The 25,080-nt window shown below is 69.2% G+C and carries 21 protein-coding genes; 10 read left to right on the forward strand and 11 right to left on the reverse strand.

Going from position 1 to position 25,080, the window contains the following annotated elements; translation table 11 throughout:
- Positions 1–106: 106 nt before the first annotated feature.
- The 3 genes from J1C47_RS19780 to J1C47_RS19790 all read right to left on the reverse strand — a co-directional run bounded on the left by J1C47_RS19780 (position 107) and on the right by J1C47_RS19790 (position 1,916).
- Positions 107–487 carry an endonuclease domain-containing protein gene (locus tag J1C47_RS19780; protein ID WP_207352526.1) on the reverse strand — a complete coding sequence of 127 codons (381 nt, stop codon included), beginning with the start codon at positions 485–487 and terminating at the stop codon, positions 107–109.
- A gap of 335 nt (positions 488–822) precedes the next feature.
- On the reverse strand, positions 823–1,203 hold the full coding sequence (locus J1C47_RS19785; RefSeq protein ID WP_207352527.1) for an endonuclease domain-containing protein: 381 nt from the start codon (positions 1,201–1,203) through the stop codon (positions 823–825).
- Positions 1,204–1,535: 332 nt separating this feature from the next.
- Positions 1,536–1,916, reverse strand: coding sequence for an endonuclease domain-containing protein (locus J1C47_RS19790; RefSeq protein ID WP_207352528.1), 381 nt, complete (start codon positions 1,914–1,916; stop codon positions 1,536–1,538).
- Between the two features lie 1,029 nt (positions 1,917–2,945).
- On the opposite strand from J1C47_RS19790, the gene J1C47_RS19795 reads away from it, so the two are divergent.
- The 3 genes from J1C47_RS19795 to guaA all read left to right on the forward strand — a co-directional run bounded on the left by J1C47_RS19795 (position 2,946) and on the right by guaA (position 6,626).
- The gene (locus tag J1C47_RS19795; protein ID WP_207352529.1) at positions 2,946–4,250 is read left to right on the forward strand and encodes an RsmB/NOP family class I SAM-dependent RNA methyltransferase; all 1,305 of its coding nucleotides are present in this window, start codon (positions 2,946–2,948) and stop codon (positions 4,248–4,250) included.
- A gap of 91 nt (positions 4,251–4,341) precedes the next feature.
- Positions 4,342–4,986 carry a 5'-methylthioadenosine/S-adenosylhomocysteine nucleosidase gene (locus J1C47_RS19800; RefSeq protein ID WP_207352578.1) on the forward strand — a complete coding sequence of 215 codons (645 nt, stop codon included), beginning with the start codon at positions 4,342–4,344 and terminating at the stop codon, positions 4,984–4,986.
- An 83-nt stretch (positions 4,987–5,069) separates the two neighbouring features.
- Complete coding sequence (guaA, locus tag J1C47_RS19805) at positions 5,070–6,626, forward strand: glutamine-hydrolyzing GMP synthase (RefSeq protein WP_207352530.1); 1,557 nt, start codon at positions 5,070–5,072, stop codon at positions 6,624–6,626.
- Positions 6,627–6,887: 261 nt separating this feature from the next.
- Here the strand turns inward: guaA and J1C47_RS19810 are convergent, their stop codons facing one another.
- The 6 genes from J1C47_RS19810 to J1C47_RS19835 form a co-directional block, all read right to left on the reverse strand.
- On the reverse strand, positions 6,888–8,366 hold the full coding sequence (locus J1C47_RS19810; RefSeq protein ID WP_207352531.1) for an MmgE/PrpD family protein: 1,479 nt from the start codon (positions 8,364–8,366) through the stop codon (positions 6,888–6,890).
- A 258-nt stretch (positions 8,367–8,624) separates the two neighbouring features.
- Complete coding sequence (locus J1C47_RS19815; protein WP_207352532.1) at positions 8,625–9,329, reverse strand: FCD domain-containing protein; 705 nt, start codon at positions 9,327–9,329, stop codon at positions 8,625–8,627.
- Between the two features lie 135 nt (positions 9,330–9,464).
- A complete protein-coding gene (locus tag J1C47_RS19820; RefSeq protein ID WP_207352533.1) occupies positions 9,465–10,550 on the reverse strand; it encodes an isocitrate/isopropylmalate dehydrogenase family protein in 1,086 nt (361 codons plus the stop codon).
- A gap of 23 nt (positions 10,551–10,573) precedes the next feature.
- Positions 10,574–11,944 carry an MmgE/PrpD family protein gene (locus J1C47_RS19825; RefSeq protein WP_245396697.1) on the reverse strand — a complete coding sequence of 457 codons (1,371 nt, stop codon included), beginning with the start codon at positions 11,942–11,944 and terminating at the stop codon, positions 10,574–10,576.
- 60 nt (positions 11,945–12,004) lie between these two features.
- Positions 12,005–12,796, reverse strand: a complete 792-nt coding sequence (locus J1C47_RS19830) for an SDR family oxidoreductase (protein ID WP_207352534.1) — start codon at positions 12,794–12,796, stop codon at positions 12,005–12,007.
- On the reverse strand, positions 12,780–13,994 hold the full coding sequence (locus J1C47_RS19835) for an AbrB family transcriptional regulator (RefSeq protein ID WP_207352535.1): 1,215 nt from the start codon (positions 13,992–13,994) through the stop codon (positions 12,780–12,782). The genes J1C47_RS19830 and J1C47_RS19835 overlap by 17 nt, the downstream gene beginning before the upstream one ends.
- A gap of 478 nt (positions 13,995–14,472) precedes the next feature.
- Between J1C47_RS19835 and J1C47_RS19840 the strand changes: the two genes are divergently transcribed.
- The 3 genes from J1C47_RS19840 (at position 14,473) to J1C47_RS19850 (ending at position 17,578) form a co-directional block, all read left to right on the forward strand.
- Positions 14,473–15,471 (forward strand): Bug family tripartite tricarboxylate transporter substrate binding protein, encoded by a 999-nt coding sequence (locus J1C47_RS19840; RefSeq protein ID WP_207352536.1) that lies wholly within the window; start codon positions 14,473–14,475, stop codon positions 15,469–15,471.
- Between the two features lie 81 nt (positions 15,472–15,552).
- Positions 15,553–16,044 (forward strand): tripartite tricarboxylate transporter TctB family protein, encoded by a 492-nt coding sequence (locus J1C47_RS19845; protein WP_207352537.1) that lies wholly within the window; start codon positions 15,553–15,555, stop codon positions 16,042–16,044.
- Between the two features lie 10 nt (positions 16,045–16,054).
- Positions 16,055–17,578 carry a tripartite tricarboxylate transporter permease gene (locus tag J1C47_RS19850; protein WP_207352538.1) on the forward strand — a complete coding sequence of 508 codons (1,524 nt, stop codon included), beginning with the start codon at positions 16,055–16,057 and terminating at the stop codon, positions 17,576–17,578.
- A 111-nt stretch (positions 17,579–17,689) separates the two neighbouring features.
- Here J1C47_RS19850 and J1C47_RS19855 read toward each other — a convergent pair whose 3' ends face one another.
- Together J1C47_RS19855 and J1C47_RS19860 are read right to left on the reverse strand one after the other, a co-directional pair.
- Positions 17,690–19,303, reverse strand: coding sequence for a rhodanese-like domain-containing protein (locus tag J1C47_RS19855; protein WP_207352539.1), 1,614 nt, complete (start codon positions 19,301–19,303; stop codon positions 17,690–17,692).
- A complete protein-coding gene (locus J1C47_RS19860; RefSeq protein ID WP_342592025.1) occupies positions 19,300–20,274 on the reverse strand; it encodes an alpha/beta fold hydrolase in 975 nt (324 codons plus the stop codon). The genes J1C47_RS19855 and J1C47_RS19860 overlap by 4 nt, the downstream gene beginning before the upstream one ends.
- A 228-nt stretch (positions 20,275–20,502) precedes the next feature.
- On the opposite strand from J1C47_RS19860, the gene J1C47_RS19865 reads away from it, so the two are divergent.
- The 4 genes from J1C47_RS19865 to J1C47_RS19880 all read left to right on the forward strand — a co-directional run bounded on the left by J1C47_RS19865 (position 20,503) and on the right by J1C47_RS19880 (position 25,061).
- On the forward strand, positions 20,503–21,450 hold the full coding sequence (locus J1C47_RS19865) for a Bug family tripartite tricarboxylate transporter substrate binding protein (RefSeq protein WP_342592026.1): 948 nt from the start codon (positions 20,503–20,505) through the stop codon (positions 21,448–21,450).
- A 193-nt stretch (positions 21,451–21,643) separates the two neighbouring features.
- Positions 21,644–22,138 carry a tripartite tricarboxylate transporter TctB family protein gene (locus J1C47_RS19870; RefSeq protein ID WP_207352541.1) on the forward strand — a complete coding sequence of 165 codons (495 nt, stop codon included), beginning with the start codon at positions 21,644–21,646 and terminating at the stop codon, positions 22,136–22,138.
- A gap of 18 nt (positions 22,139–22,156) precedes the next feature.
- A complete protein-coding gene (locus tag J1C47_RS19875; protein WP_245396698.1) occupies positions 22,157–23,662 on the forward strand; it encodes a tripartite tricarboxylate transporter permease in 1,506 nt (501 codons plus the stop codon).
- Between the two features lie 34 nt (positions 23,663–23,696).
- Positions 23,697–25,061 (forward strand): MmgE/PrpD family protein, encoded by a 1,365-nt coding sequence (locus J1C47_RS19880; RefSeq protein ID WP_207352543.1) that lies wholly within the window; start codon positions 23,697–23,699, stop codon positions 25,059–25,061.
- The last annotated feature ends 19 nt before the right edge of the window (positions 25,062–25,080 follow it).

Consider the following 25,080-nt stretch of genomic DNA (forward strand, 5'->3'; position numbering starts at 1 on the left):
CTGACCCGGTGAAACCCCTCTCTTGCGATTTCTATCGCTTGGCTCCGCCAAGGCGATGAAATCGCTTTCTCTCCCGCAAGGGGGAGAGAGCGCCCCGCGATCGGCCTCAGCGCCCTTCGATCCGCGATCGGGCCACGGCCCGGACCTTTCCGAGAACCGCATCGAGGTCCCCGGCGACGAGCTCGTTCTCGAACCGCAACGTGAGAAAGTCGGCCGTCGCAAAGGCTTCGTCGCGCCGCGTGTCCTGCGATCGTCCCGCCGCCGTTCCGTCATGTTGCCAGCCGTCGATCTCGACGATCAGCCTCGCCTCGTGACAGACGAAATCCGCGATGAAACCGAGCATCGGAACCTGACGTCGAAATTTCAGCTCGTCGAGCCGGCCGGCTCTGACACCGTGCCAGAACGCCCGCTCGGCCGGCGTCGGATCACGACGCATCGACTTTGCCAAACGGCGATGAGCCGGCGTGATCCGAGCGTGCGTTGCCATGAAGCCAATGCACCCCGGAACCGCAGTGATTGCAACTTTCCTGAAACTCGACCGAATGAAGCGCCCTCTCTCCCCTTCGTGGGAGAGAAAGCCATTCCAAGGAATTGGGCCTCGGCTTGCCGGGGACCAAACCTTGAGAATGGCAAGAGAGGGGTTTCACCGTTGACACTGCCGCCGAGGTTGACGGACCGGCCACCGAGGTAGCGGCGCTGAACCTTGGACTCAAACTGATCCGGTGAAACCCCTCTCTCGCGATTTCTACCGCTTGGCTCCGCCAAGGCGATGAAATCGCTTTCTCTCCCGCAAGGGGGAGAGAGGGCGCCCCGCGATCGGCCTCAGCGCCCTTCGATCCGCGATCGGGCCACGGCCCGGACCTTTCCGAGAACCGCATCGAGGTCCCCGGTGACGAGCTCGTTCTCGAACCGCAACGTGAGAAAGTCGGCCGTCGCAAAGGCTTCGTCGCGCCGCGAGTCGCGTGATCGTCCCGCCGCCGTTCCGTCATGCTGCCAGCCGTCGATCTCGACGATCAGCCGCGCCTCGTGACAGACGAAATCCGCGATGAAACCGAGCATCGGAACCTGACGTCGAAATTTCAGCCCGTCGAGCCGGCCGGCTCTGACACCGTGCCAGAACGCCCGCTCGGCGGGCGTCGGATCACGACGCATCGACTTAGCCAAACGGCGATGAGCCGGCGTGATCGGAGCGTGCGTTGCCATGAAGCCAATGCACCCCGGAACCGCAGTGATTGCAACCGTTCTGCAACTCTACCGACGGGGCGCCCTCTCTCCCCTTTGCGGGAGAGAAAGCCTTTTCGCGGTCTTGGGCCGAGGCTTGCCGAGGTCCAAGTCGCAGAAAAGGCAAGAGAGGGGTTTCACCGTCGACGCTGCCGCCGAGGTTGACGGACCGGCCACCGAGGCAGCTGCGCTGAACCTTGGACTCAAACTGACCCGGTGAAACCCCTCTCTTGCGATTTCTATCGCTTGGCTCCGCCAAGGCGATGAAATCGCTTTCTCTCCCGCAAGGGGGAGAGAGCGCCCCGCGATCGGCCTCAGCGCCCTTCGATCCGCGATCGGGCCACGGCCCGGACCTTTCCGAGAACCGCATCGAGGTCCCCGGCGACGAGCTCGTTCTCGAACCGCAACGTGAGAAAGTCGGCCGTCGCAAAGGCTTCGTCGCGCCGCGTGTCCTGCGATCGTCCCGCCGCCGTTCCGTCATGTTGCCAGCCGTCGATCTCGACGATCAGCCTCGCCTCGTGACAGACGAAATCCGCGATGAAACCGAGCATCGGAACCTGACGTCGAAATTTCAGCTCGTCGAGCCGGCCGGCTCTGACACCGTGCCAGAACGCCCGCTCGGCCGGCGTCGGATCACGACGCATCGACTTTGCCAAACGGCGATGAGCCGGCGTGATCGGAGCGTGCGTTGCCATGAAGCCAATGCACCCCGGAACCGCAGTGATTGCAACTTTCCTGAAACTCTAGCGAACGAAGCGCCCTCTCTCCCCTTCGCGGGAGAGAGGGCACCTCGTTTTGCCCCTGCCAATATCTTCCTATCCATCTCCTCCCAACCCCCTGATTCCGCGCGCCCCTCAGAAAAATCTCATCCCCGCTCCTCACGCCCCGCCCCATACTCCCCCATCGCCGGTCCACCCGACACCAGTCGACGGGAACCGGGCACGGGCGCTCACCGGGAGCGTCTGCGGGCCGGCGATGCGGTCTCCGCGCCGTCTTGCCTTCCGGAGGCAAGGCGTCCCGGACGGCCTTCCGGCGCCGCTGGTCCCTCGCGCACTACGGCGCGGGTGCGGATCGGTCCGCTTGAATCCGCCGCGCTGAAAAGGCGCGGGCGGGTGAAGCGCCAGCCGCCACCTCAACCCGTCGATCCGGCGGGGGACGGTTCGTGGAGGTCCGCAAAGAGCCGCGCGGTGCGCCGGAGGCGAGCCGGAATTCGAGACTACTCGGAGGGCTTGCCTCCGGCGCATCGCCGCCCGAGCCTCGCGAGGGCGGCGACCAGGGACCCGTCAGCGAGCCGCAAGGCGAAGCTTAAGGACGGAATAGAGACTCCGCCCGAGCCTCGCGAGGGCGGCGACCAGGGGCCCACCAGCGACGAGCTTCGCGAGGAGCTTAAGGGTGGGACAGAGAATCAGTTCAACCCCGGCCGCAACGCGGCGCGGGCACGCAGACCTGCGGCCGCACGCCGGCAGGACAGGCAGTGCCACCCCGCCTCGTCATTCGTGGGGCCCCGTTCCGATAATCCAGGGGCGGCCTCCGCATTCGGCCGGGGGGAGAGATGAAAGCCAGAGGCCGAGGATCGGATCCTCGGGAGGGAGCCCAAGGGGGGATCTCAATGGCCCGCCCGCAAATTTGCCGCTTCCGCCCCTCGGATGATAGAGCCTGCCGCTTTCACCCTCAGGACGACCGATGATGACGAGACCCTCCCTCATACCGCGCGAGACAACCCCATGCGTCTAGGCGGGCGGCTCGCTGCGGCGATCGAGGTGCTGGGAGACGTCGAGGCGCGGCGCCGCCCGGTGGCCGACGCGCTGAAGGACTGGGGCCTGTCGCATCGCTTCGCCGGCTCCGGCGACCGCGCGGCGATCGGCAACGTCGTCTACGACGCCTTGCGCAGGAAACGCTCCTACGGCTTTCGCATGGGCGACGAGAGCGCCGCGGCGCTGGGCTTTGCGGCGGTGATCGACGGGCTCGGCATGGCGCCGGAAGCGCTTGCCGCGGCGCTGGCCGGCGATCGTTTCGCGCCTGAAATGCCTGCGCCGGAACGACTGGCCGGCTTCCTTGCGGAAGATCTCGCCGCCGCGCCCGCGGCCGTCGCCGCCGACGTGCCGGACTGGATCGGCGAAAGGCTCGAAGCATCGCTCGGGCTGGCCTGGGTCGAGGAGGCGCAGGCGCTCGCTATGCGCCCGCCGCTCGATCTTCGCGCCAACACGCTGAAGGCCGGGCGCGACAAGGTGGTGAAGGCGCTGGCGCCCTTCGGCGCCGAGCCGGCCGGGCTCGCGCCTGACGGCATCCGCATTGCCGCGATCGCGGGCGAGGGGCGGCATCCGAACGTCCAGGCGGAGGCGGGTTTCCAGAAGGGCTGGTTCGAGGTCCAGGACGAGGGCTCGCAGCTCGCCGCGCTGCTTGCCGGCGCCGCGCCCGGCGAACAGGTGCTCGATCTCTGCGCCGGGGCAGGGGGCAAGACGCTGGCGCTGTCGGCGGCGATGGAGAACACCGGCCAGGTCCATGCGAGCGATGCCGACCGCCAGCGCCTCGCGCCGATCCACGAGCGGCTGAAGCGCGCCGGCTGCCGCAACGTCCAGGTCCGCGATCCGCGCGAGGACCTCGCCGGGCTGTTCGGCCAGATGGACCTCGTCTTCGTCGATGCGCCCTGCACCGGCTCCGGCACCTGGCGACGCCGGCCGGACGCCAAGTGGCGGCTGGCCGAGACTGCGCTCGCGAAGCGCCTCGAGGAGCAGGACGCCGTGCTCGACCGCGCCGCGCGCTTCGTCAGGCCCGGCGGCCGGCTCGCCTACGTCACCTGCTCGCTGTTTCATGAGGAGAATGCCGAACGCGTCGCCGCCTTCCTCGCGCGCCATGCCGACAAGGGCTTTGCCGTCGCCGACGCCGGCGCCAGGTGGAACGCGCTGCTGCCGCAGGCGGACGGGCGCTGCCGGATCGATGCGCTCGGCGGCGGCTCGGTGCTCGCCATGACGCCGCGCCTCACCGGCACCGACGGCTTCTTCTTCGCAGCTCTCGAGCGGGCGCGATGAGCGGCGCGTTTCGGCTTTTCATCGCGGCCTGAGGATGGTCAAATCCGGGCGAGGAACAGTGCGGGCGAGCGAGATGACCGAGACCGAAACGATCGAGCATGCCGTCGAAACCCTCAGTGGGCGCCGCATCCTCTTCGTCATGGCGGCGAGGGCCGAATATGGCGAGAAGCTGAGGGCGCGGATTAGGCCGGTGATGACCGGCGTCGGGCCGATCGAGGCGGCGCTCAACACCGGCATCGCGCTTAAGGTGCTCGAGGCCGCCGGCGAGCCGCCGGATCTCGTCGTCTCGCTCGGCTCTGCCGGATCGCGGGTGCTGGAACAGGGCGAGGTCTATCAGGTCGCCTCGGTCTCCTGGCGCGACATCGACGCCTCGCCGCTCGGCTTTACCAAGGGCGTGACGCCGTTCCTCGACCATCCGGTCGAAACGCCCTTGCCGATCCCGGTCGACGGCGTGCCGGCGGCGCGGCTCTCGACCGGTTCCGACATCGTCACCGGTATCCGCTACGATGCGATCGACGCCGAGATGGTCGACATGGAGACCTTCGCGGTGCTGCGCGCCTGCCAGCGCTTTGCCGTGCCGCTCATCGGGCTGCGCGGCATTTCCGACGGGGCGGCCGATCTCCACCATTACGACGACTGGGCGACGCTGCTTCACGTCATCGACGCAAGGCTTGCCGCGGCGATCGACCGGCTGGAGGCGGCGATCGCCGCGGGGGCGTCGTTCTCGCCCGGCTGAGCCTGCCGGCCGCGTCGCGACGAGGCCCGCCAATCTCGCCGCGCCGTCTGGACAACGGCGCCCCGCTTGCCTAAAGCCTCGCCATGACAGCGCACCCCGACACCGTCCTCATCGTCGACTTCGGCTCCCAGGTCACGCAGCTGATCGCACGGCGCGTGCGCGAGGCCGGGGTCTATTCCGAGATCGTGCCGTTCCAGTCGGCCGAAGAGGGCTTTTCGCGCCTCAAGCCGAAGGCGGTGATCCTCTCCGGCTCGCCGGCCTCGACCGGCGATCTCGGCGCCCCGCGCGCGCCCCAGGCGATCTTCGAGGCGAACATTCCGGTGCTCGGCATCTGCTACGGCCAGATGACCATGTGCGTCCAGCTCGGCGGCCGGGCCGAGCCCTCGGCGCATCGCGAATACGGCCGGGCCTTCCTCGAGATCGAGAAGAACTGCGCGCTGTTCGACGGGATCTGGCCGGAGGGGACCCGCCACCAGGTCTGGATGAGCCATGGCGACCGGGTGATCGACATGCCGCAGGGCTTCACGATCTTCGCCCGCTCGCCCGGCGCGCCCTATGCCGTCTTCGGCGACGAGGCGCGGCGCATGTACGGCATCATGTTCCACCCGGAGGTGGTCCACACGCCGGACGGCGGCAAGCTCCTGTCGAACTTCGTCCACCGGGTCGCCGGGCTGAAGGGCGACTGGACGATGGCCGCCTTCCGCGACCAGGCGATCGAGGAGATCCGGCGAAAGGTCGGAACCGGCAGGGTGATCTGCGGGCTTTCCGGCGGCGTCGATTCCTCCGTCGCGGCGGTGCTGATCCACGAGGCGATCGGCGACCAGCTGACCTGCATCTTCGTCGATCACGGCCTGTTGCGCCTGAACGAGGCGGAGGAGGTGGTCGCGATGTTCCGCGACCACTACAACATACCGCTCGTCCACGTCCGGGCTGAGGACACCTTCCTCGACGCCCTCGAAGGCGAGAGCGACCCGGAGGTCAAGCGCAAGACCATCGGCCGGCTCTTCGTCGAGACCTTCGAGGCCGAGGCGAAGAAGCTCGGCGGTGCCGACTTCCTGGCGCAGGGCACGCTCTATCCGGACGTCATCGAAAGCGTCTCCTTCAGCGGCGGTCCCTCGGTGACGATCAAGTCGCACCACAATGTCGGCGGCCTGCCCGAGCGGATGAAGATGAAGCTCGTCGAGCCGCTGCGCGAGCTCTTCAAGGACGAGGTCCGCATCCTCGGCAAGGAACTCGGCCTGCCGGCGCATTTCATCGGTCGCCAGCCCTTTCCGGGGCCGGGTCTCGCCATCCGCTGCCCGGGCGGCGTCACCCGGGAGAAGCTGCGCATCCTGCGCGAGGCCGACGCGATCTATCTCGACGAGATCCGCAAGGCCGGGCTCTACGACGCCATCTGGCAGGCCTTCGCGGTGCTTCTGCCGGTCCAGACGGTCGGCGTGATGGGCGACGGGCGCACCTACGAATTTGCCTGCGCGCTCAGGGCGGTCACCTCCGTCGACGGCATGACGGCGGACTTCTATCCCTTCGACATGGACTTCCTCGGCCGCGCCGCGACGCGGATCATCAACGAGGTCAAGGGCATCAACCGCGTCGTCTACGACGTGACCTCGAAGCCCCCCGGCACGATCGAGTGGGAATGACGGATTTTCCCGCCGTGGCCGGCTGACGAGTCGGGCCGCTCGGGGACGGGGCGACGGTCGGCCTATCGGCGGGCGGTAGGGCCGGGTCATGGGTTCGGCCGGGCGGCACCCCATCTTCTTAACCGGTGCGTCGCGCCAATGCGTGCGCCCGCTCCGCCGATTCGTCCCGTCCGGCCGGTGCGCGCGGGGGCATACCAGTCCGCCTGTCTCGCGATCGGCGATGACGAACGGTCTGTTCGCTCGGGGCATAAAAGTCGGCCGTCAGCCGGGCGCGCCGGTTCTTGCCGAGCGCTGCCAGTCGAGCGCCGCGAGGAGGACCGAGACGTCCGCGGCGTCCGGCAGGGTCTCGACGGCCTCGAAGAAGCGTTCCATGCCGGCATCGTCGAGGAGGCCCGCGGCGCAGTCGCGGAACTTGTCTTTCACCGCCGCGTCGTCGAGCGGATTGTGCGGGCTGCCGCGATAGGCTTCGTCGGCCCATTTCTCGAAGCGGCGGCCGTCACGGGTCACGAGCGCGATCCTGGAGCGGATGCGGTCCCAGCCCATGTCCTCGATCTCCTGGTCGAAGCGGGTCTCGATGCGGGCCTGCATCGCCTGGCACGCGTCGGAGAGGACGAATTCGTCGGTGAATTCGGCCTTGCCCGCGCCGTGCCGGAGGATGATCGCGGAAAGCAGGAAGGCGAAGGAGAACTTGCCTTCGAGTTCGCTCTTCGCGATCCGGTAGCGGATCGGGCCGAGGACGTTGCGGCCGGCATGGAGCGTCACGCTCTCGATCGCGTCGGCGGCGATGCCGTGCGCCTTCACGAGGGCGAGCATCGCGTCCATGCTCGGATGGGTGAGAACGCCCGAGGGGTAGGGCTTGATGGAGAGCCCCGGCGCCGCCATCGAGAAGGGGCGCCCGAGACGCCCCAGCACCAGCCGCGCGTCGCCGCCGCGCCCGGCGACGGCGAGATAGCCCCACGGGCCGTCCAGCGCCTCGTCGTTGCCGGTGAAGCCCTCGCGGGCGAGCAGCGCGGCGGTGACGCCGTTCTCGGCGGCGCGGCCGACATGCAGCGGCTTGGTCATGGTGCCGAAGCCGGCGCGGATCCCCGATGCCATCGAGGCGGCGATGCCGATCGCCCGGGCGGTCTCGCCGGCATCGAGGCGCATCAGCTTGGCGGCGGTCGCCGCGGCGGCGAAGGTGCCGATCGTCCCGGACGTGTGGAACCCCTTCATGTAGTGGTCGGGATCGATCGCCTCTGCGATCTTGCAGGCGACCTCGAAGCCCGCATTGAAGGCGACGAGAAAGCGCCTGCCGTCGACCGGAGCGCCGGTCTCGCCGGCGACGAGGTCGGCGACCGCCAGCGCCGCGGCGAGCGGCGGGACGGTCGGGTGCATCAGCAGGCCGTAGGGCCGGCCCGGCCCCTCGGCGAGCTGGGTGTCGTCCCAGTCCATCGCATGGCCGGCCGTGCCGTGCCACAGCGCGGCCCTCGGCGCGGGCACGCGCAGGGCGGCATCGCCGAGGAGCCGGCTCTGGCCGGGGCCGCCCTGGGCGGCGACGAAGCGGCCGAGCGGCGCCATGATCGCCTGTTCGGTGCCGGCGATCATCACCCCGCAGCCGTCGATCAGGCACCGCTTCGACAGATGCACGACGTCGTCGGGAAGGTCCTCGAAGCGCAGGCCGTCGACGAAAGCGACGCAGGCCCGCGTCAGGCCGGCGAGCGCGTCGGCGTCCTGCGGCGGCAGATCGGCATTGGCGGTCATCGTTTCCTCCCCTCGATGGTCCGTAAATTTGCGCTCAGAGCGGGATGGAAATGAGCGTCGCTCATCCTCCCGCTGCATCGTCCTGTTTCCCGCATGATCTCTTCCGAAAGCCGGTTCGGACTTTGCGGGATCATGCCCTCATCGCGAATGCCGGGCGGCTGCATCGCAAGCGCGCGCGTGCGGCCGGGCGCCGGCGCCGCGCCGGCGCCGCGCTGATGCGGGCCGGAGGCGACGGAGACCGGCGGACCGTCGCTGCGGTCAGTCGCGGCGGATGTCGGCGTCTCTGAGCGTCGAGACGAAGCGGAGCTTCGCCCGCTGCACGTGCCGGAAGAAGGCCTCGTGCGCCCTCGAGACGTTTCCGGAGGCGAGCGCGTCGACCATCTCGCGGTGCTCGTGGTTCGACACCGCGAGCCCGTTCGCCTGGACGAGGGTGCGGGCTCTGCACAGATGCAGCCGGTCGACGAAGCTCTGATATTCCCGCTTCAGCGTCTTGCTGCCCGTTGCGGTGACGAGATAGGCGTGGAATTCGAGATTGAGCGGATAATAGGCCTCGAAATCCTGTTCCTCGGCGAGCTGGTCCATCCTGACGAGATAGGATTTCAGATCGACCAGCATCTCGTCGGTCAGCCGGTCGGCGAGCAGGCGCCCGGCGAGCCCGAACACCGCCGAGCGCAGATCGTAGATCTCCAGCGCCTCCTCGACCGGGATCTGCCGCACGAAGACGCCGCGATTGCGCACCACCTCGACGAAGCCGCGGGCGTTGAGGCTGCGCATCGCCTCGCGCAGCGGCCCGCGGCTCATGCCGAAGCGGTTGGCGAGCTGGAACTCGTTCAGCCGCTCGCCGGGCTTCAGCGTGCCGCCGAGGATCATCCGTTCGATCTCCTTCTCCACCACGCTGGTGAGGGAGGAGGTCCGAAGCGTCGTCAGTTCGCTCGATTCCGGCTGCGGTTCGATTGCGGACATCGCCTACCTTCTCAGGGCCCATCGTCTCAGTGCACCTTCTACGCGACGCACATCCCCGCGCAAAGGTCCGCATTGGTCGCATATGGTCGATTGCCGACAATTCCTCCACCCTCCGTCGCTTCCGGCCGAGCGGCGTCACGCCGCCGCGGGACGGCCGATGCCGGCGAGGATCGCCTCGACCATGTCGCGCTGGGTGCCGACGCCCCGGATGTCCCGCGTGCGGGATTCCGGCCGCGACAGGGCGTGGTCGACGCCGCGCCTGATCAGGGCGGCGGCCTCGACGGCGGCCGGCACCTCCCGCCGCCGACCCAGCCAGTCGAGCAGCATCCGCGTCGATTCGACCATCGCATAGGGGTTGGCGAGGCCCTTGCCGGCGATGTCCGGCGCCGAGCCGTGCGTCGCCTGGGCCATGGCGATGGCGCCGCGCCCGATGCACAGGCCCGGCGCCATGCCGAGGCCTCCGACGAGGCCGGCCGCCTCGTCGGTGAGGATGTCGCCGAACATGTTGGTGGTCACCACCACGTCGAAGGTCTGCGGGTCGCGCACGAGGCGCATCGCCATGGTGTCGACGATCACCTCGTCGACGGCGACGTCGGGGAACTCGGCGGCGACCTCGTAGCAGCTGTCGACGAACATGCCGCAGCCAAGCTTGAAGACGGTGTTCTTGTGGACGAGGGTCAGCCGCCTGCGGCGGGCGCGGGCGAGCTCCAGCGCGGCGCGGGCCACCTTGCGGCTGCCCTCGCGGCTGATCACCCGCACCGAGATCGTCAGGTCCTCCGTCGGCCGGAATTCGCCGGAGCCCATGACGACGTTGCGGTCCGGCTGAAAGCCCTCGTTGTTCTCGCGCACGATGACGAGGTCGATGTCGTCGCGCAGGCAGCCGATGTCGGGAAAGGAGCGGGTCGGCCGGACATTGGCGAAGAGGTCGAAATGCTTGCGCAGGATCGGGTGCGGATTGATGGCGCCCGGCACCTTCGGATAGTCCCGGTGGCCGATCGGCCCGAGGATGAAGCCGTCGAGACGCGAGAGCGTCTCGAGCGTTCCCTCCGGCATGGTGTGGCCGAGCGTGTCGAGGGCGCGCCGGCCGATCGGCACCTCCGTCCATTCGATCGACAGGCCGGCGGCGCCGGCTGCCGCCCTGGCGATCTCGACGGAGGCCGGGACGATCTCGTGGCCGATGTCGTCGCCTTCGAGGATGCCGAGCTTGAGGGTCTCACTCATTCGTCGCTGCTCCTGTCCAAATTTCATTCTGCGGCGGAGCGGAGCTTGTCCGAGCGGGCCGCCCTCGCCACGTCGCCGGCGTCGCTCGCCGCCTCGATCGCCCAGGCTGCCGCGAGGATGCGCTCGGCATCGGCGGCGCCGACGACGAGTTCGGCCTGGCGCAGGAATTTCGTGTCGAGCATCTCGTTGCTGAGCGGCCGCTCGCGGCTGCCGATCGCCCGGTCGATCTCCTTCGTCATGGTCGAGCCGTCGTCGAAGGTGATTTCGATGACCACGGAGGCCTCGTGGATCCGCCGGTCGGCGGTCGCCCTGACCTTGTCGCGCAGCGCGACGACGGCGGGGTCGGCGACAATCTCGTCGGTGAAGGCGGTCGGCGCGCCGTCGCCGTGGAGCAGCGCGCAGGCCGCGGCGTGGTAGACGCTGAACTTGCCTTCCAGGCCGGTCTTCGGGCTGGTCTTGCCGGTGAGTTCGAGGACCAGCGGATGGGCGGTGAGCTGGACCGACGCGATGGCGCCGACGCGCGCGCCGATCTCCTCGCGGATCTGCTGGCAGCCGTCGATGGTCGGATGGATGACGATCCCGCAGGCAAACGGCTTGTAGCTGTTCAGCGCGGCCTCCCAGCGGCTGCCGAGGTCGTCGAGGATCTCGCCGTAGTCCTGCTTGTCGGACATGACGTTGGCGAAGCCGCGCGGCGCCTCGATGCCGCGCAGCGAGGAATCGAAGCCGGCCTCGGCGAGGAGTGCCGACATCGCGCCGTTCTGCGCCGCGCGGCCGGGATGGAAGCTCTTCGTCATGGTGCCGAACATCTCGCGAAGGCCCGCCGACTGGCTGGCGGCGAGGCCCAGCGCCCACTGCATCTTCGTCGCGTCGAGGCCGATGGCGTGGCCGACGGCCGCGGCCGCGCCGAACACGCCGGCCGTGCCGGTGATGTGCCAGCCGCGGTCGTAGTGATCGGGGTAGACTGCGTTGCCGATCCGGCATTCCACCTCGATGCCGACCAGCATGGAGGTGATCAGCGCCCGCCCGCTCTGCGGCCGCGTCTCGGCGAGGGCGAGGAGGGCGGAGGCGACCGGTCCCGCCGGATGGATGATGGTCTTCAGATGCGTGTCGTCATAGTCGAGGACATGCGAGGAGATGCCGTTGACGAGCGCCGCGTGCATGGCGTCGAGCTTCTCGCTTCGCCCGAGCACGGTCGAGGTCTGGGGTCCCGAGAACGGCGCGACGCCGCGGATGGCGGCATCGACCGTCTCGTGGCTGGCGCCCCCGACGGCGCAGCCCAGCCAGTTGACGAAGGTGCGCACGCCTTCCTGACGCACGTCCTCGGCGATGTCGCCGTCCTTGACGGAAACGATCCATTCGGCGAGGGCGCGGGTGACGGGAGGGGTAGTCATCATAGGATCTCCGATTGAAATGATGGGAAGGGCGGCCCGCCGCGGCCGCCCCTGAAAAGCGTGTCAGAGCAGGCCCTTGGCGATGCCGCCGTCGACGTTGATCGCCTGGCCGGTGACGTAGGCGGCGAGCGGGCTCGAGAGCCAGGTCACCATCACCGCCACCTCTTCCGGTTCGCCGAAGCGGCCGAGCGGGATCTCGCCGGAAAATTCCTTCAGGATCGTCTCGCGGTCGGTGCCGCGTTCGGCGGCCATGGCGTCGGCGCGCTTCGTCCAGAGCGGCGTCAGCGTGCGGCCGGGGGCGACGCAGTTGACCCGGATACCGTCGGCGGCGAACTCGCTGGCGAGCGTCTTGGTGAGGCCGAGCAGGCCGGCCTTGTGGACGTTGGAGACGACCTGGTGCTGATAGGGCATCTTCGAGGCCGCCGCACCGAGCGTGACGATGCTGGGCGCATGGCCGGCCCGCAGCAGCGGGGCGAGGGCGCGGATCGCCCGCACCGCCGACAGCACGTTGAAGGTGTAGTTGCCGAGCCAGTCCTCGTCGGAGAGGTCGGTGAAGGCGGAGCGGATCGAGCCGCCGACCGCGGAGACGAGGACGTCGAGGCCCGTCCACAGCCCTGCCGCCGCCGCCGCGATCGTTTCGCCGGCACCCGGCGCCGTGACGTCGGCGACGACCGTCTCGGGCCGCCGGCCACCGGCCTTTTCGATCGCGTCGGCGGCCTCCTGCAGATTGTCGGCGCTGCGCGAGGCGATCAGGAGGTGGGCGCCTTCGCGCGCCATCTGCGTCGCCGCCGCGCGCCCGATGCCGTAGGTGCCGCCCACGACGACGACGCGCCGGCCCTCAAAGCCGAGATCCATCGCTGCCTCCCTGAAGCCTGGTGTAGATCTGGAAGACCGGCAGGATCGTCGACGAGACGATGGCGATCCGCATGATGTGGAAGGCGGTCACGAGCTCCGCATCGAGATGCAGATACTGCGCGGTCAGGACCATCTCGGTGACCGCCGCCGGCGCCAGCGCGAGAAAGCCGGTGGTATAGGGAAGCGACGTCGCAGCCGAAAGGGCGAAGGCGCCGATCGCGGCGGCCGAGATGAGGAGCGCGGCGATCACGACGCCGGCGGCGGCCACCCGCGGCAGGGTGACAATGATCTCGCGCTTGAACTGGCAGCCGAGCCAGGTGCCGATGGCGATCTGTGCGACGACGATCAGCGGCGAGGGGACGGCGAGACTGAGCATGCCGCTGGCGCTGAGGACGAGGCCGAGGAAGATCGGCCCGACCAGCCAGGGATTGGGCAGCGGCGTCGGCTTCAGGAGGCGCGCGACGCCATAGCCGGCGACCAGCGCGACGACCAGGAGGAGGCCGTTCCGGGTCATCTCGTCGGTATGCGGCGGGATCTGGCCGCTGGAGCCGAACATCACCGCCAGGATCGGAACCAGCGAGACCACGCCGGAGACGCGGAGCGCATGGACGATGGCGACGGCATTGGGGTTGCCGCCCTTGTCCTTGGCGACGACCGCCATGTCGGCGACGCCGCCGGCGGCGGTCGCGAAGAAGGCGGTGACGACGTCGACCCCCGCGAGACGGCGGAACAGGAAGGCCGCGAGCATGGTCACGACGATGACGTAGAGCGTCGCCGCCAGCATCGCCGGCAGCAGCGCCACCATCGCGGCAAGAATCGCCGGCGTGAAGCGCATGCCGACCGCCAGGCCGATCGCCACCTGCCCGAGCTCGCGCCCCATCGGCAGGAACGCCAGCCGCACGCCGCAGGCGGAGACCGCGCCGCAGACGAAGAACGGTCCGAGCATCCAGGGCAGGGGCAGATGCGACAGCGTCGCGCCGTAGCCGGCGACCGTGGCGAGGGCGTAGGTCGCGACGATCCGCGGGCCGCCGCCGCCGGCGCGCCAGGGCGCCGCGAGCCAGCGGATCGGCCGTCTGGCGCCGGCTCGCCCCGTATCGCTGCGCTCCTCGCCGCGCGGGATCCGCCGGTCGGAGGCGAGCCGCCCGGCCGACCGGATGGCGGACGCCCCGCACGGAGCCGACGGCTGGCTGTCCTGCATGACGGGTTCCGTCATGGGGCCGAAGAGGCAAAGCCGGCCGCACGCGCCGCGCGGTGCCGGAGCGCGGGGTCGCCGGACGAGGCGGCCGGTCGATCCTCACCCCGCGACAGGACGGCTGCGGGCGCGAAGGCCAGGCACGTCGCGATCCTTGGAGCGGGGTGGTCAGACATCTTGCGGCGGCACCTTTCGTCGAGATTCGTCGCGGCCGGGCAGGGACCCGCGCTTCCAATCTATAAAGCGACGGGCTCGAAAATTGTCAACAGATGGCAGATGCGATCCGACCTGCCGGCTTGCCGAGCTGAATTTGAGCGATCTGCCGGCCGTTTGGCGGTGGCGGCTGCGATCGTGCGGCCTGCGGCAAAGGCATCGCGACGGCTCGACCTGAAGATTGTTGACAATTTATCGCGAGGTGACCTACCGTCTGCCTCCGCGGTCCGACGCGGCCGCTTGTCTGATCCGGACGCTCAAGGGAGGAGCCATGTCCACGAAATTCACGCGCCGCCAAGCGCTGCGTCTCGCAGCCGGGAGTGGGCTCGCCGCGACTGCACTCGCCGCCCCGCGGATCGCCCGTGCGCAGTCGTCCTATCCGGAACAGCCGATCAACGTCGTGGTGCCGTTCGACACCGGCGGCTACAACGACCGCCTCGCACGCGCCTTCACGCCGTTCCTGCAGGAGCGGCTCGGCCAGCCGCTGGTCGTGGTCAATCGCGGCGGCGCGGGCGCGCTGCTCGGCCACACCTATTTCCTGCAGCAGCCCGACGACGGCTACACGATCCTCTGCACCTCGGCGGCGCCCTACATGCCGCTGAACATCCTGTTGCAGGGCGCGCAGTTCAAGATTTCCGACTTCCAGATGATCAACCTGCCGTCGCGCGACTATACGCTGATGGCAACTGAGGCGGGCAGCGAGCTGAAGTCGGTCGACGACGTCATCGCCAAGCTCAAGGCAGATCCCTCGAGCCTCAGCATCGGCGTCCAGCCGGCCTCGGCGGACCTCGTCAATCTGATGCTGTGGGCCGACGCGAACGGCATTTCCCGCGACGGGCTGCGCATCGTGACCTATGACGGCGGCGGCCCCGCCCGCAACGCCGCGGCCGGCGGCGTCGTCGACATCGGCCTCGTCGGCGGTGAGGGCTTCCTGCCGCTCGCCGAAAAGATCCGGCCGCTGCTGATCTTCGATTCCGAAAAGCGCGACAACTGGGACGCCCCGAATTCGGGCGAACGCGGCGTCAGCAAGTCGGTCTCCGGCTCGCAGCGCGGCTGGGCTGTCCATGCCAGCATGAAGGAGAGCCACCCCGACCGCTACGAGATCCTGGTGAAGGCGATCGAGGAGACCTCCAAGGATCCGAAGGTCGTCGAGTCGCTGACCAAGCAGCAGCTCGCGACCGAGTGGTACGGCCCGGAGGCGTCGCAGGAATCGCTGCGCCAGACCGCCGAGGTCATGGAGCAGCACGTCGATCTCCTGAAGGGCGCCTGACGGCCCGCGAGAGCGATCCGGAACGCCGCGCCTTTTCAGGGCGCGGCGTTCAACTCATTCTCGATCCGGAGACAAGGTCTCATGCGCAGCGGCATCCGCCGAGGTCCCGTCGACTGGGGGCACCTCGCCTTTCTCGCCTTCATTTCCGTCGTCGTCATCGCCTATCTCTTCGATGCACGCGGCGTCTCGCTGAAAATCAACAATCTGCTTCTCGTCGAACCGGCCGCGATCATCGCGCTCGTCCTCGTCGCCTGCGTCCTGCCGCAGTGCTTCAGGCGGCGCGACGCGGAGCCTTCGGCGCCGGCAGAGGCGCCCGCCGAGGACGAGCGCGTGAAGGTTCGGCACGAACTCCTGCGCGTCGGCGCGCTCGCCGCGCTGCTCGGCGTCTTCAGCTTCTTCCTTGAGCAGATCGGCTTCGACGTCGCGACCTTCCTGTTCATCGCGATCGGGGTGGTCATCTGCGGCGAGAGGCGCCCGCTGGTGATCCTCGCCTTCGCCGCCGCCTTCACCGTCTTCGTCGTCTACGGCTACAGCACGCTCGTGCCCTATCCGTTCCCCATGCGGATTCTCTGAGGGCCCCGCCATGCTCGAATTCGATGCGATCCATTCCGCCTTCGGCCTGCTGACGAGTTCATGGGAGGCCTGGATCTGGGTGCTTCCGGGCCTGCTGGTCGGCCTGTTCTTCGGGGCGATGCCCGGCATCTCGATCACCATGGCGATGGCGATCTTCCTGCCGCTCACGCTCTACATGGACTTCCTGCCGGCGATCATCTTCCTGACCTCGATCTACACCGGGGCGGGCTTCGGCGGCTCGGTTCCGGCAATCCTGATGAACATTCCCGGCACCTCCTCGGCGGTCGCCACCACCTTCGACGGCTATCCGATGGCCCGGCAGGGGCGCCACAACGAGGCGCTGGGCGTCGCGCTGGCCGCCTCGGTCATCGGCACCCTGTCGAGCTACGTGCTTCTGGCCTTCCTGATCGCCCCCGTGTCCGCGGTGGTCCTCAAGATGGGCCCGCTCGAAATGTTCGTCGTCGCGATCTGGGGGATGCTGCTGCTCGGCTCCCTGGCCGGCAGCTCGATCCCGCGCGGCCTGCTGGCGGGCGTCTTCGGCGTGCTGCTCGGCACGATCGGCATGAACACTGCCGGCTTCATCCGCGGCACAATGGGCGTTCCGTGGCTGCTCGACGGGGTGCCGACGATCCCGGCGATGATGGGGCTCCTCGCCGCGAGCCAGCTTCTCAACCTCGTCAACGTCAACTATCTCATCGAGGACGAAAGCTCGCGCACCCTCAGTTTCGGCCGCATCGTCAGCGGCGTCCGGCTGGCGCTCCGCTACCCCACCATCATCGCGAGGGGTTCTATCGTCGGCGTGCTGGTCGGGGCGGTGCCCGGCGTCGGCTCGTCGATCTCGAACCTGATCTCCTATTCCGAAGCCAAGCGCAACGCCGACGACGGCGACACCTTCGGCCAGGGCAATCCGAAGGGCGTGATCGCCGCCGAATCCGCCAATTCGAGCTCGGAAGGCGGGGCGATGGCGACGATGCTCGCCCTCGGCATTCCGGGCGGCGGCGCCACCGCCATCCTTCTCGCCGCCTTTGCCATGCACAACATCGTCGGCGGGCCGAGCTTCATCGGCCAGAACAAGGACATCGTCTACGCGATCATCTTCTCGAACTTCGCCCAGGCGGTGCTGCTTCTCGTCGTCGGCCTCGGCTTCGTCTTCCTGGCGAGTTCGATCGTCCGCGTGCCGCTGCGCTTCCTCATTCCGAGCGTTCTCGTCGTCTCGGTGTTCGGCAGCTACGCCCTCACGGGCTCGGCCTCCGGGCCGATCACTTTGTTCCTGTTCGCCGTCATCGGCTGGGTGATGCTGCGCTACGACTATCCCGTCGCCGCGACCGTCGTCGGGCTGCTGCTCGGCCGGCTGCTGGAGACGAATCTCCTGCGCAGCTGGCAGATCAGCGGCGGCGACGTCGGCTACGTGCTGGAGCGGCCCGGCGCGGCGGCGATCCTCGCCCTGATGCTCCTGTCGATCGGGCTGACGGCGCTGTCGCGCTACAGGCGGCGGCGCCGGATGGCGGCCGTGACGCCGGAGGTGGCCTCGTGAGGGACCGTCCCGCGTGAGGACGCCCCGATCCTGCCCATGCGAAGAGGGGCGCGGTTTTCACCGCGCCCCTTCTGCAATGAGACAGGTCCGTTTCGCTCGACGTTCCGAAGGTCAGGAGCCGGGCTTCGGCGTCAGGCGGAACTCGGCGCGCTCGGCCTCGTCGAGCTGGGCGACGAGGCCGGTCTCCCAGGCGAGGTAGCGGCGCGAGGCTTCGAGGTTGCCGTCGTGACGGTCGTGGACGAAGGAGAGGAAGTCGATCGCCGCCGCGTCGTCGGGCGTGTCCGGGCTGGCGCGGACGGGGGCGCCGGCGGCGACCAGCCCCTCATGCCCGCCTTCAACGACTGCCGCCGCGCGCCCGTGCGATCCCTGCCGCACTGCCTCATCGAGATCCAGCAAGACCCCGTCCAGCACCGCTGCGTCGTCGGCGACGAGGAGCAGCCTGCCGTCGCCTGCGAGCGTCTCCAGCACCGGCGCGAGACGTGCGCGGGTGGCCCACTCCGCCGCTTCGACATGTCCGGCGCGATAGGCCTGCGAAGCGCGCAGGTCGAGCAGCGACGCCGCCCCGGCCTGAAGCTCGGCCAGGGCCTGTGCGGGGGCGACCCGCGGCGTTGCCGGGATTGGCAGCGGCCGGGGACCCGGCGGCGGCGCGATGCCGCGCAGCCGCGCGTCGATCCGCGCGACGAGAGGCTCGAAGCCGAGCTGGCGCAGCCAGAACGCCGCGAGGCAGGCGCGCAGGCCGAGATCGTCGCAAAGGACGATCCGCGCGCGGCGCACGCCGACATATTGGTCGCTCGCCTGGACCATCTGGCCGCTCGGCGCATGCGCTGCGGCGGCAACCGGTTCGGCGGCGGCCTCTTCGGCCGAGCGCACGTCGAACAGCAAGGTCGTGCGGCTGTCGTCGCCGAGCATCGCCTGCACCGCGTCGGCATCGACGAAGCGGATCTCCCATTTTTCGGCGAAGGCATCGGCGCGGGCGCGTGTCTCGGCCCGTTCGGCCTCGCCGAGCGCGGGGAAATCGGCGGAGGCGACGCCGCGTTCCAGCGTCTCGCCGGCGAGGGCCCAGCCCTGTGTGCCGTTTTCCAGCGCATAGACCGGTCCGTCGTGGCCGGCGAGCATCAGCCCGATCGCCCCGACGATGCCGCGCGTGCGGCCGGCGCAGCCGACGACGAGGGGCGGCGCGCCGCCGCCTTTCGGCAGGACGGCGGGCAGGCGGTGGGCGAGTTCGCCGTTCGGCAGGCAGACGGCCCCCGGAACGTGCATCTTGCGATATTCCGCCGGCGGGCGCCCGTCGAACAAGAGCGCCTCGCCGCCGGCGAGCCAGCCCTTGACCTCTTCGGCCGTCGCGAGCGGCGGATGCCAGATCGCTTCGGCGAGTTCGCCGAGCGTCTTCGACGGCACATTGACGCCCTTGTAGAGGGTGTGGCCCGCCGCCGCCCAGGCGGCGCAGCCGCCTTCGACGATCGCGACGTCGCCATAGCCCATTGCCTCGAGCCGGCGCGCCGCCCGCTCCGCAACCTCGTCGCCGTGATCGATGAGGAGCACCGGGGTCGCCGGCCGCGGCACGAGGAGCGGAACCCGTTCCTCCAGCGTGCCGTAGGGGCAGGGGACGGCGAAGAGCGGGTGCCCCTCGCCGAACTGGCCGGCCTCGCCGAGGTCGAGGAAGGCGATCTCGCCGCCAGCGTGGACCGCCGCCTTGGCGGCGTCTGCCGAAACGTACCGGGTCATGCCGCGAAAGGCTCGGGCTCGCGACCGGTGAAGAAGGCGCGGAAGGCCGGTTCGACGAGGTCGGGCCGGTGTTCGGCCGGGTAGTGGCCGGTCGGGATGGCGTAGCCTCTCAGGTCGTCCGCCCATTCGCCCCACGCCTCGATCGGCTTGAAATGCCGGCCGCAATGGCTGTTCGAGCCCCACAGCACGAGCACCGGACAGGCGAGCTTCGCCTTGCCGTGCTGACTGGTGTCGAGCGGGAAATCGATGCCGATCGTCGCGCGATAGTCCTCGCAGACCGCATGGATCTGCTCGGGCGTCGCGCAGCGCTTGTATTCGGCCATCGCCTCGGGGGTGAAGATCTGAAGGCCGACGCCCTTCTTGTTGAGCTTGTAGTCCATGTAGTAGCCGAGATCGGCCGAAAGCAGCTTCTCCGGGAAGGGTGCCTTCTGCGCCATGAAGAACCAGTGGTAGCTCTCCATGCCCCAGCCGAGGCTGACCTTGGACAGGACGTTGTAGGTCGGGACGATGTCGAGAGCGGCGAGGCGCGCGACGCGCTCGGGACGGTCGAGCGCCATGCGGAAGCCGACCCGCGCGCCGCGGTCGTGGCCGGCGACGGCGAAACGCTCGTGGCCGAGCACGTCCATCACGTCGAAGACGTCCTCGCCCATCGCCCGGAAGCTGTAGGCGGCGTGGTCCTCGCCGCCCTCCGGCTTGGAACTGTCGCCGTAGCCGCGCAGATCGAGCGCGACGACGGTGAAGTCGCGGGCGAGCGACGATGCGATCCGGTGCCAGGAGAAATGCGTCAGCGGATTGCCGTGGAGGAGCACCAGCGGCGGCCCGTCCCCGGCCGTCGCGACGTTGATGACGGCCCCACGCGTTTCGATGCGGCGGTACCGAAAGCCCGCGAGCGGGCCGTCCGCCGGTTCGACGCCCGCCGTTCCGGGGAAATGATCCGGCGCATCTGCGCCGCTCGACGACGTATGGGGCACCCTGAGCCCTCCTGATTGTTGACAGAGCCTTTGGTCGGGCATTCGCGCGAAGATCGCTTCGTTCGACGGGGATCGCCGGGAAGAACGCCGGGCAAGCCGTTCATAGCGGCAAAAATTTCCGAGGACAATTGTCGACACTTGACAATATCGCGGTCTCGCCGGAGATTGCCGCCATCGGGACGGGGCGGTTCTTGCGGCCGCCCCGGTCGGGAAAAAGGGAGGATCATCGTGAAGGCAATCAAGGCAGCCATTCTCGCGGCGGCGCTCGGTCTTGCCGCGCAACAGGCGGCGGCGGACGACTATCCCGTCGACACGGTGACCCTCGTCACCCATTCCAGCGTCGGCGGCGGCAGCGACGTCTTCCTGCGCGAGCTCGCCAAATATCTGGGCCCGAAGCTCGGCGCCAACGTCATCGTCGAGAACGTCAAGGGCGGCTCGGGCGCCAACGCAATGGCCCGTCTGGTCGCCTCGCCCGCCGACGGTTCGGTGTTCTACGCCACCACGCCGACCTTCATCTACACCTCGCTGCTCTCCAATCCGGAAGCGACCTACAAGGACCTCGAGCCGCTGGTGAACGTCTTCAGCGATCCGGAAGTCATCTACACGGCGGCGGGAAGCGACTTCAAAAGCCTGAAGGACGTGGTCGCCAAGGCTAAGGAGAGCCGCGGCACCTGGGGCGCGGCAAATCCCGCCTCGCTGGAGCGCCAGCTGCTCGAACGGCTGAAGACGGCGGCCGGCGTCGAGGCCGCGATCGTCACCCACGAGGGCGGCGGCGACATGATGATCAACGTCCTCAACGGCACCTTGGACATCGGCGTCGGCGAGGTGCAGGAGCTGCAGTCGCAGCTCGAGGCCAAGCAGGTCCGCATCCTCGCGACCTTCACCGCCGACCGCATCGCCACCCAGCCGGACGTGCCGACGGTCAAGGAATCCGGTTACGACGTCGTGGCCCGCAAGTTCCGCGGCCTCGCCGGCCCGAAGGGCCTGCCGGAAAACGTCATCGCGGCCTGGGAGAAGGCGATCCCGGAGCTTCTCGAAGACCCCGACTACAAGGCGGCCTATACGGCGGCGAACCTTCGCCCCGAATTCATCCCACACGACGAATACGTGACCTTTATCGACGAGTTCGGGACGGACACCGCGAAGTTCCTCAAGGACAGCGGCGTCATCGAATAAAGCGCCGGCTCGGCGGGGCCGGCGGGACCGGCGCGTCCGGCGGGGCGCCGGGGAGGGCGCACGGCGGGAGCGGGCTCCCGTCCGGTGCGGCGGGGCCTTGCGGCATGCGCGGGCGGCCCCGCCTTCCGACCCCCCGCGGGCGGCCGGCCGGGCGGGGTCTGCGCGACGAGACGTTTTTGCGAAGGGGCGGGACGTGGCCAATCGACGTGATCTCATCGGCGGGCTCGCCGCCATCGCGATCGGCGCGGGCTATCTGTCGATGGCGCTGGAGATCCGGCACAGCGCCCTCGACGATGCCGTCGGCCCTGCCGGCCTGCCGAAGGTGCTGGCCTTTCTGATGATCGGCCTTGGCGCGATCCTCTGCGTCAAGGCGGCGCTCGCCGGCGGGCCGGCGAGGCCCGCCGGCCCGGTTTCCGACGAGGCGGCGACTGCCGAGGCGACGGGTATCCGCTTTTCCGGCATCGCGAGGGCCGGGGGCCTGCTCGCCATCGCCGCCGCCTATCTCCTCGTCGTCCACCCGCTCGGCTACCTGCCGAGTATCTTCATGCTCCTCGTCGCGGCGTCCCTCTACGGCGGGGCGGCGCTCACCTGGCGGGTCTTCGCCATCGGCGCGGGCGGTGCCGTCTTCTACTGGCTTCTCTTCGTCCAACTCCTCGGCATTCCGCTGCCTCCCGGCATTCTCGGCTGAACCGGCGTTCTCATGGCAATGTTCTCGCAAGCTCTCGACGTCCTTCTGACGACGCCGGCCGTCTTCTTCGCCATCATCGGCGTCGCCTGGGGCATTCTCGGCGGCGCCTTGCCGGGCCTGTCGCCGTCGATCACGATGGCGCTCCTCCTGCCCTTCACCTACAGCCTCGATCCGGCATCGGCGATCGTCCTCCTCGCCGCCACCTACATCGGCGCCGAATACGGCGGCTCGATCCCCGCCATCCTGATCCGCACGCCCGGCACCAACGCCGCGGCGGCGACGGTGATCGACGGCTTCGAGATGAACCGCCAGGGCAAGGCCGGCCTCGCCCTCGGCATCTCGCTCTATTCCGGCGTGATCGGCAGCCTCATCGGCCTGGTGATGCTGGTGGCGCTGAGCGAGCCGCTGTCGGCGGTGGCGCTGTCGTTTCGCCCGCCTTCCTATTTCGCCCTCGGCATCCTCGGCCTCAGCGTCATCGCCTCCCTGTCCGGCGGGTCGCTGGTGAAGGGGCTGATCGCCGCGGTCCTTGGCCTGATGGTCGCGACCATCGGGACCGATCCGGTGACCGGCGGCAACCGCTTCACCTTCGGCACCGCCGATCTTCTCGCCGGGGTCGAGCCCGTCTTGATCATGGTCGGCCTCTTCGCGGTCAGCGAGCTGTTCGTCCAGACCGCCGAACAGGGCGGCCAGATCCGGGTCGAGAGCCGGGCCCGCATCGAATTTCCGGGGATCGCGCTCGCCCGGCGCCTCGTGCCGGCGCAGATCATCGGCAGCATCATCGGGACCTTCGAGGGCGTCATGCCCGGCGCCGGCGGCACCGTCGCCTCCTTCATGTCCTACAACGAGGCGCGGCGCTGGTCGCGGCACAAGGAAGAGTTCGGCAACGGCTCGCCGGAGGGTGTCGCCGCTCCGGAGACCGCCAACAACACCGTCGCGGCGACGGCGATCATCCCGCTTCTCTCCTTCGGCATCCCGGGCTCGAATTCGACCGCGGTCCTGCTCGGCGGCTTCCTGATCCACGGCATCACCGTCGGGCCGATGATCTTCGTCAAGTCGGCCTCGACCGTCTACGGCCTCTATGGCGGCATGCTCGTCGCCTCGATCGCGCTGTTGTTCATCGGCATGGCGATGATGGGGCCGTGCATCTGGCTGGTGAACCGGCCGCGCGCCTATCTCAACGCCTTCATCCTTGCGCTGATCTTTTCCGGCGTCTTCTCGATCCACCAGAGCCTGTTCGACCTCGTCCTCGTCCTCATCGCCGGCGTCGTCGGCTTTGCGATGCGGATGCTGAAGTTCCCCTTCCTGCCGACCGTCCTCGGCCTCGTCCTCGGCTATCTCATCGAGAGCAACTACCGGCGCTCGCTGGTCCTGTCGGGCGGCGACCATTCGATCTTCCTCGAGGACCCGATCGCCGTCGGCTTCCTCGCGGTCGCTGCCGTCTTCGTCATCGGATCGCTTCTGCAGCCGGCTCTCGCCGCATGGCGCAGCCGCAGGCGCGGCGAGATACGGGACGTGCGCGGCTGACCGCACGACCAGCGTTGAAACTGAGGAGACCCGCATGAGCGATGCGAGCCTTTCCATGCGCCTCGCCGAATGGGGCGCCGGACTTCGTCCCGCCGACGTTCCACGCGAGATGGCCGAGACCGTCGAGCGCATCCTCGTCGACGTCACCGGCCTCTGCCTCGCCGCCCGCGACACCGACTATGTCGGTGCGACCCTTGCGGCGGCTGAAACCGGCGCGCACGTCGCCATCGGCCACCGCCGCTGGCTGACCGCCGCCGATGCGGCGCTCGTCAACGGCACCGCCGCGCATGGCGAGGATTTCGACGACACCTTCGAAGGCGGGCCCGTCCATTCGGGGGCCGTCGTCGTTCCCGCCGTGCTGGCGATCGCCGAGCGCGAGGACCTGCCGGGCGAGCGCGTCGCGCTCGGGCTTGCGGCCGGGATCGAGCTTCTCTGCCGCCTCGGCCTCGCCGCCCCGAAGGCGATCCACCGGGCGGGATTTCACCCGACGGCCGTCCTCGGCGCGCTGGCTTCCGCCTTCGCCGTGGGCGTTGCGACCGGCACCAACGCCAAGGGGCTGGCGAACGGTCTCGGGATTGCCGGATCCACGGCGTCGGGGATCATCGAATATCTCGGCGACGGAAGCTGGACCAAGCGCATGCACGCCGGCTGGTCGGCCCAGGCGGGCATGCGCGCCGCGCTGCTCGGGCGCGCCGGCTTCGTCGGGCCGAAGGCGGTGCTCGAGGGCGAGCACGGCTTCTTCAAGGCCTTCGCCCCCTCCATCGAGCCTCTCGTCGGCAAGATGATGGACGGGCTCGGCAGCCGCTGGGTGGGGGAGGGCATCACCTTCAAGCCCTATCCCTGCGGCACCATGGTGCAGCCCTATATCGACTGCGCGATGAAGCTCAGGGCGGACGGCATCGAGGTCGGGCGCATCGCCCGCATCCACTGCCTGACCTCCGACGGCTACGTCCACCGCCTGTGGGAGCCGATCGCGCTGAAGCGCCGGCCGCCGACCGACTATGCGGCGAAGTTCAGCCTGCCCTTCGGCATCGCGCTGGGGCTCCTGCGCGGGACGGCGGGGCTTCGGGACTTTTCGCCCGAGGCGATCGCCGATCCGGCGCTGCTCGACCTTGCCGGGCGCGTTACCTACGAGATCGATCCGAAAGATCCCTATCCGGCCCGCTTCACCGGCCACGTCCGGGTCGAACTCGACGACGGCTCGGTCCGCGAGGTGCGGCAGGATCACATCCGCGGCGGCGTCGAGGCGCCGCTGTCGCGCGGCGACATCGAGGAAAAGTTCGCCGCCAATGCCCGTTACGGCGGGATCGAGGATCCGGACGCCTTCCTCGCCGCCGCGACCGCCGTGCTCGGCTCGGCGGCGAGCCGGACGGCGATCGCCCGCCTCGCCGTCGCCTGAGCCAATCCGCGGCACCCTG

The organism is Jiella sonneratiae, assembly GCF_017353515.1.
Taxonomy (GTDB): domain Bacteria; phylum Pseudomonadota; class Alphaproteobacteria; order Rhizobiales; family Rhizobiaceae; genus Jiella; species Jiella sonneratiae.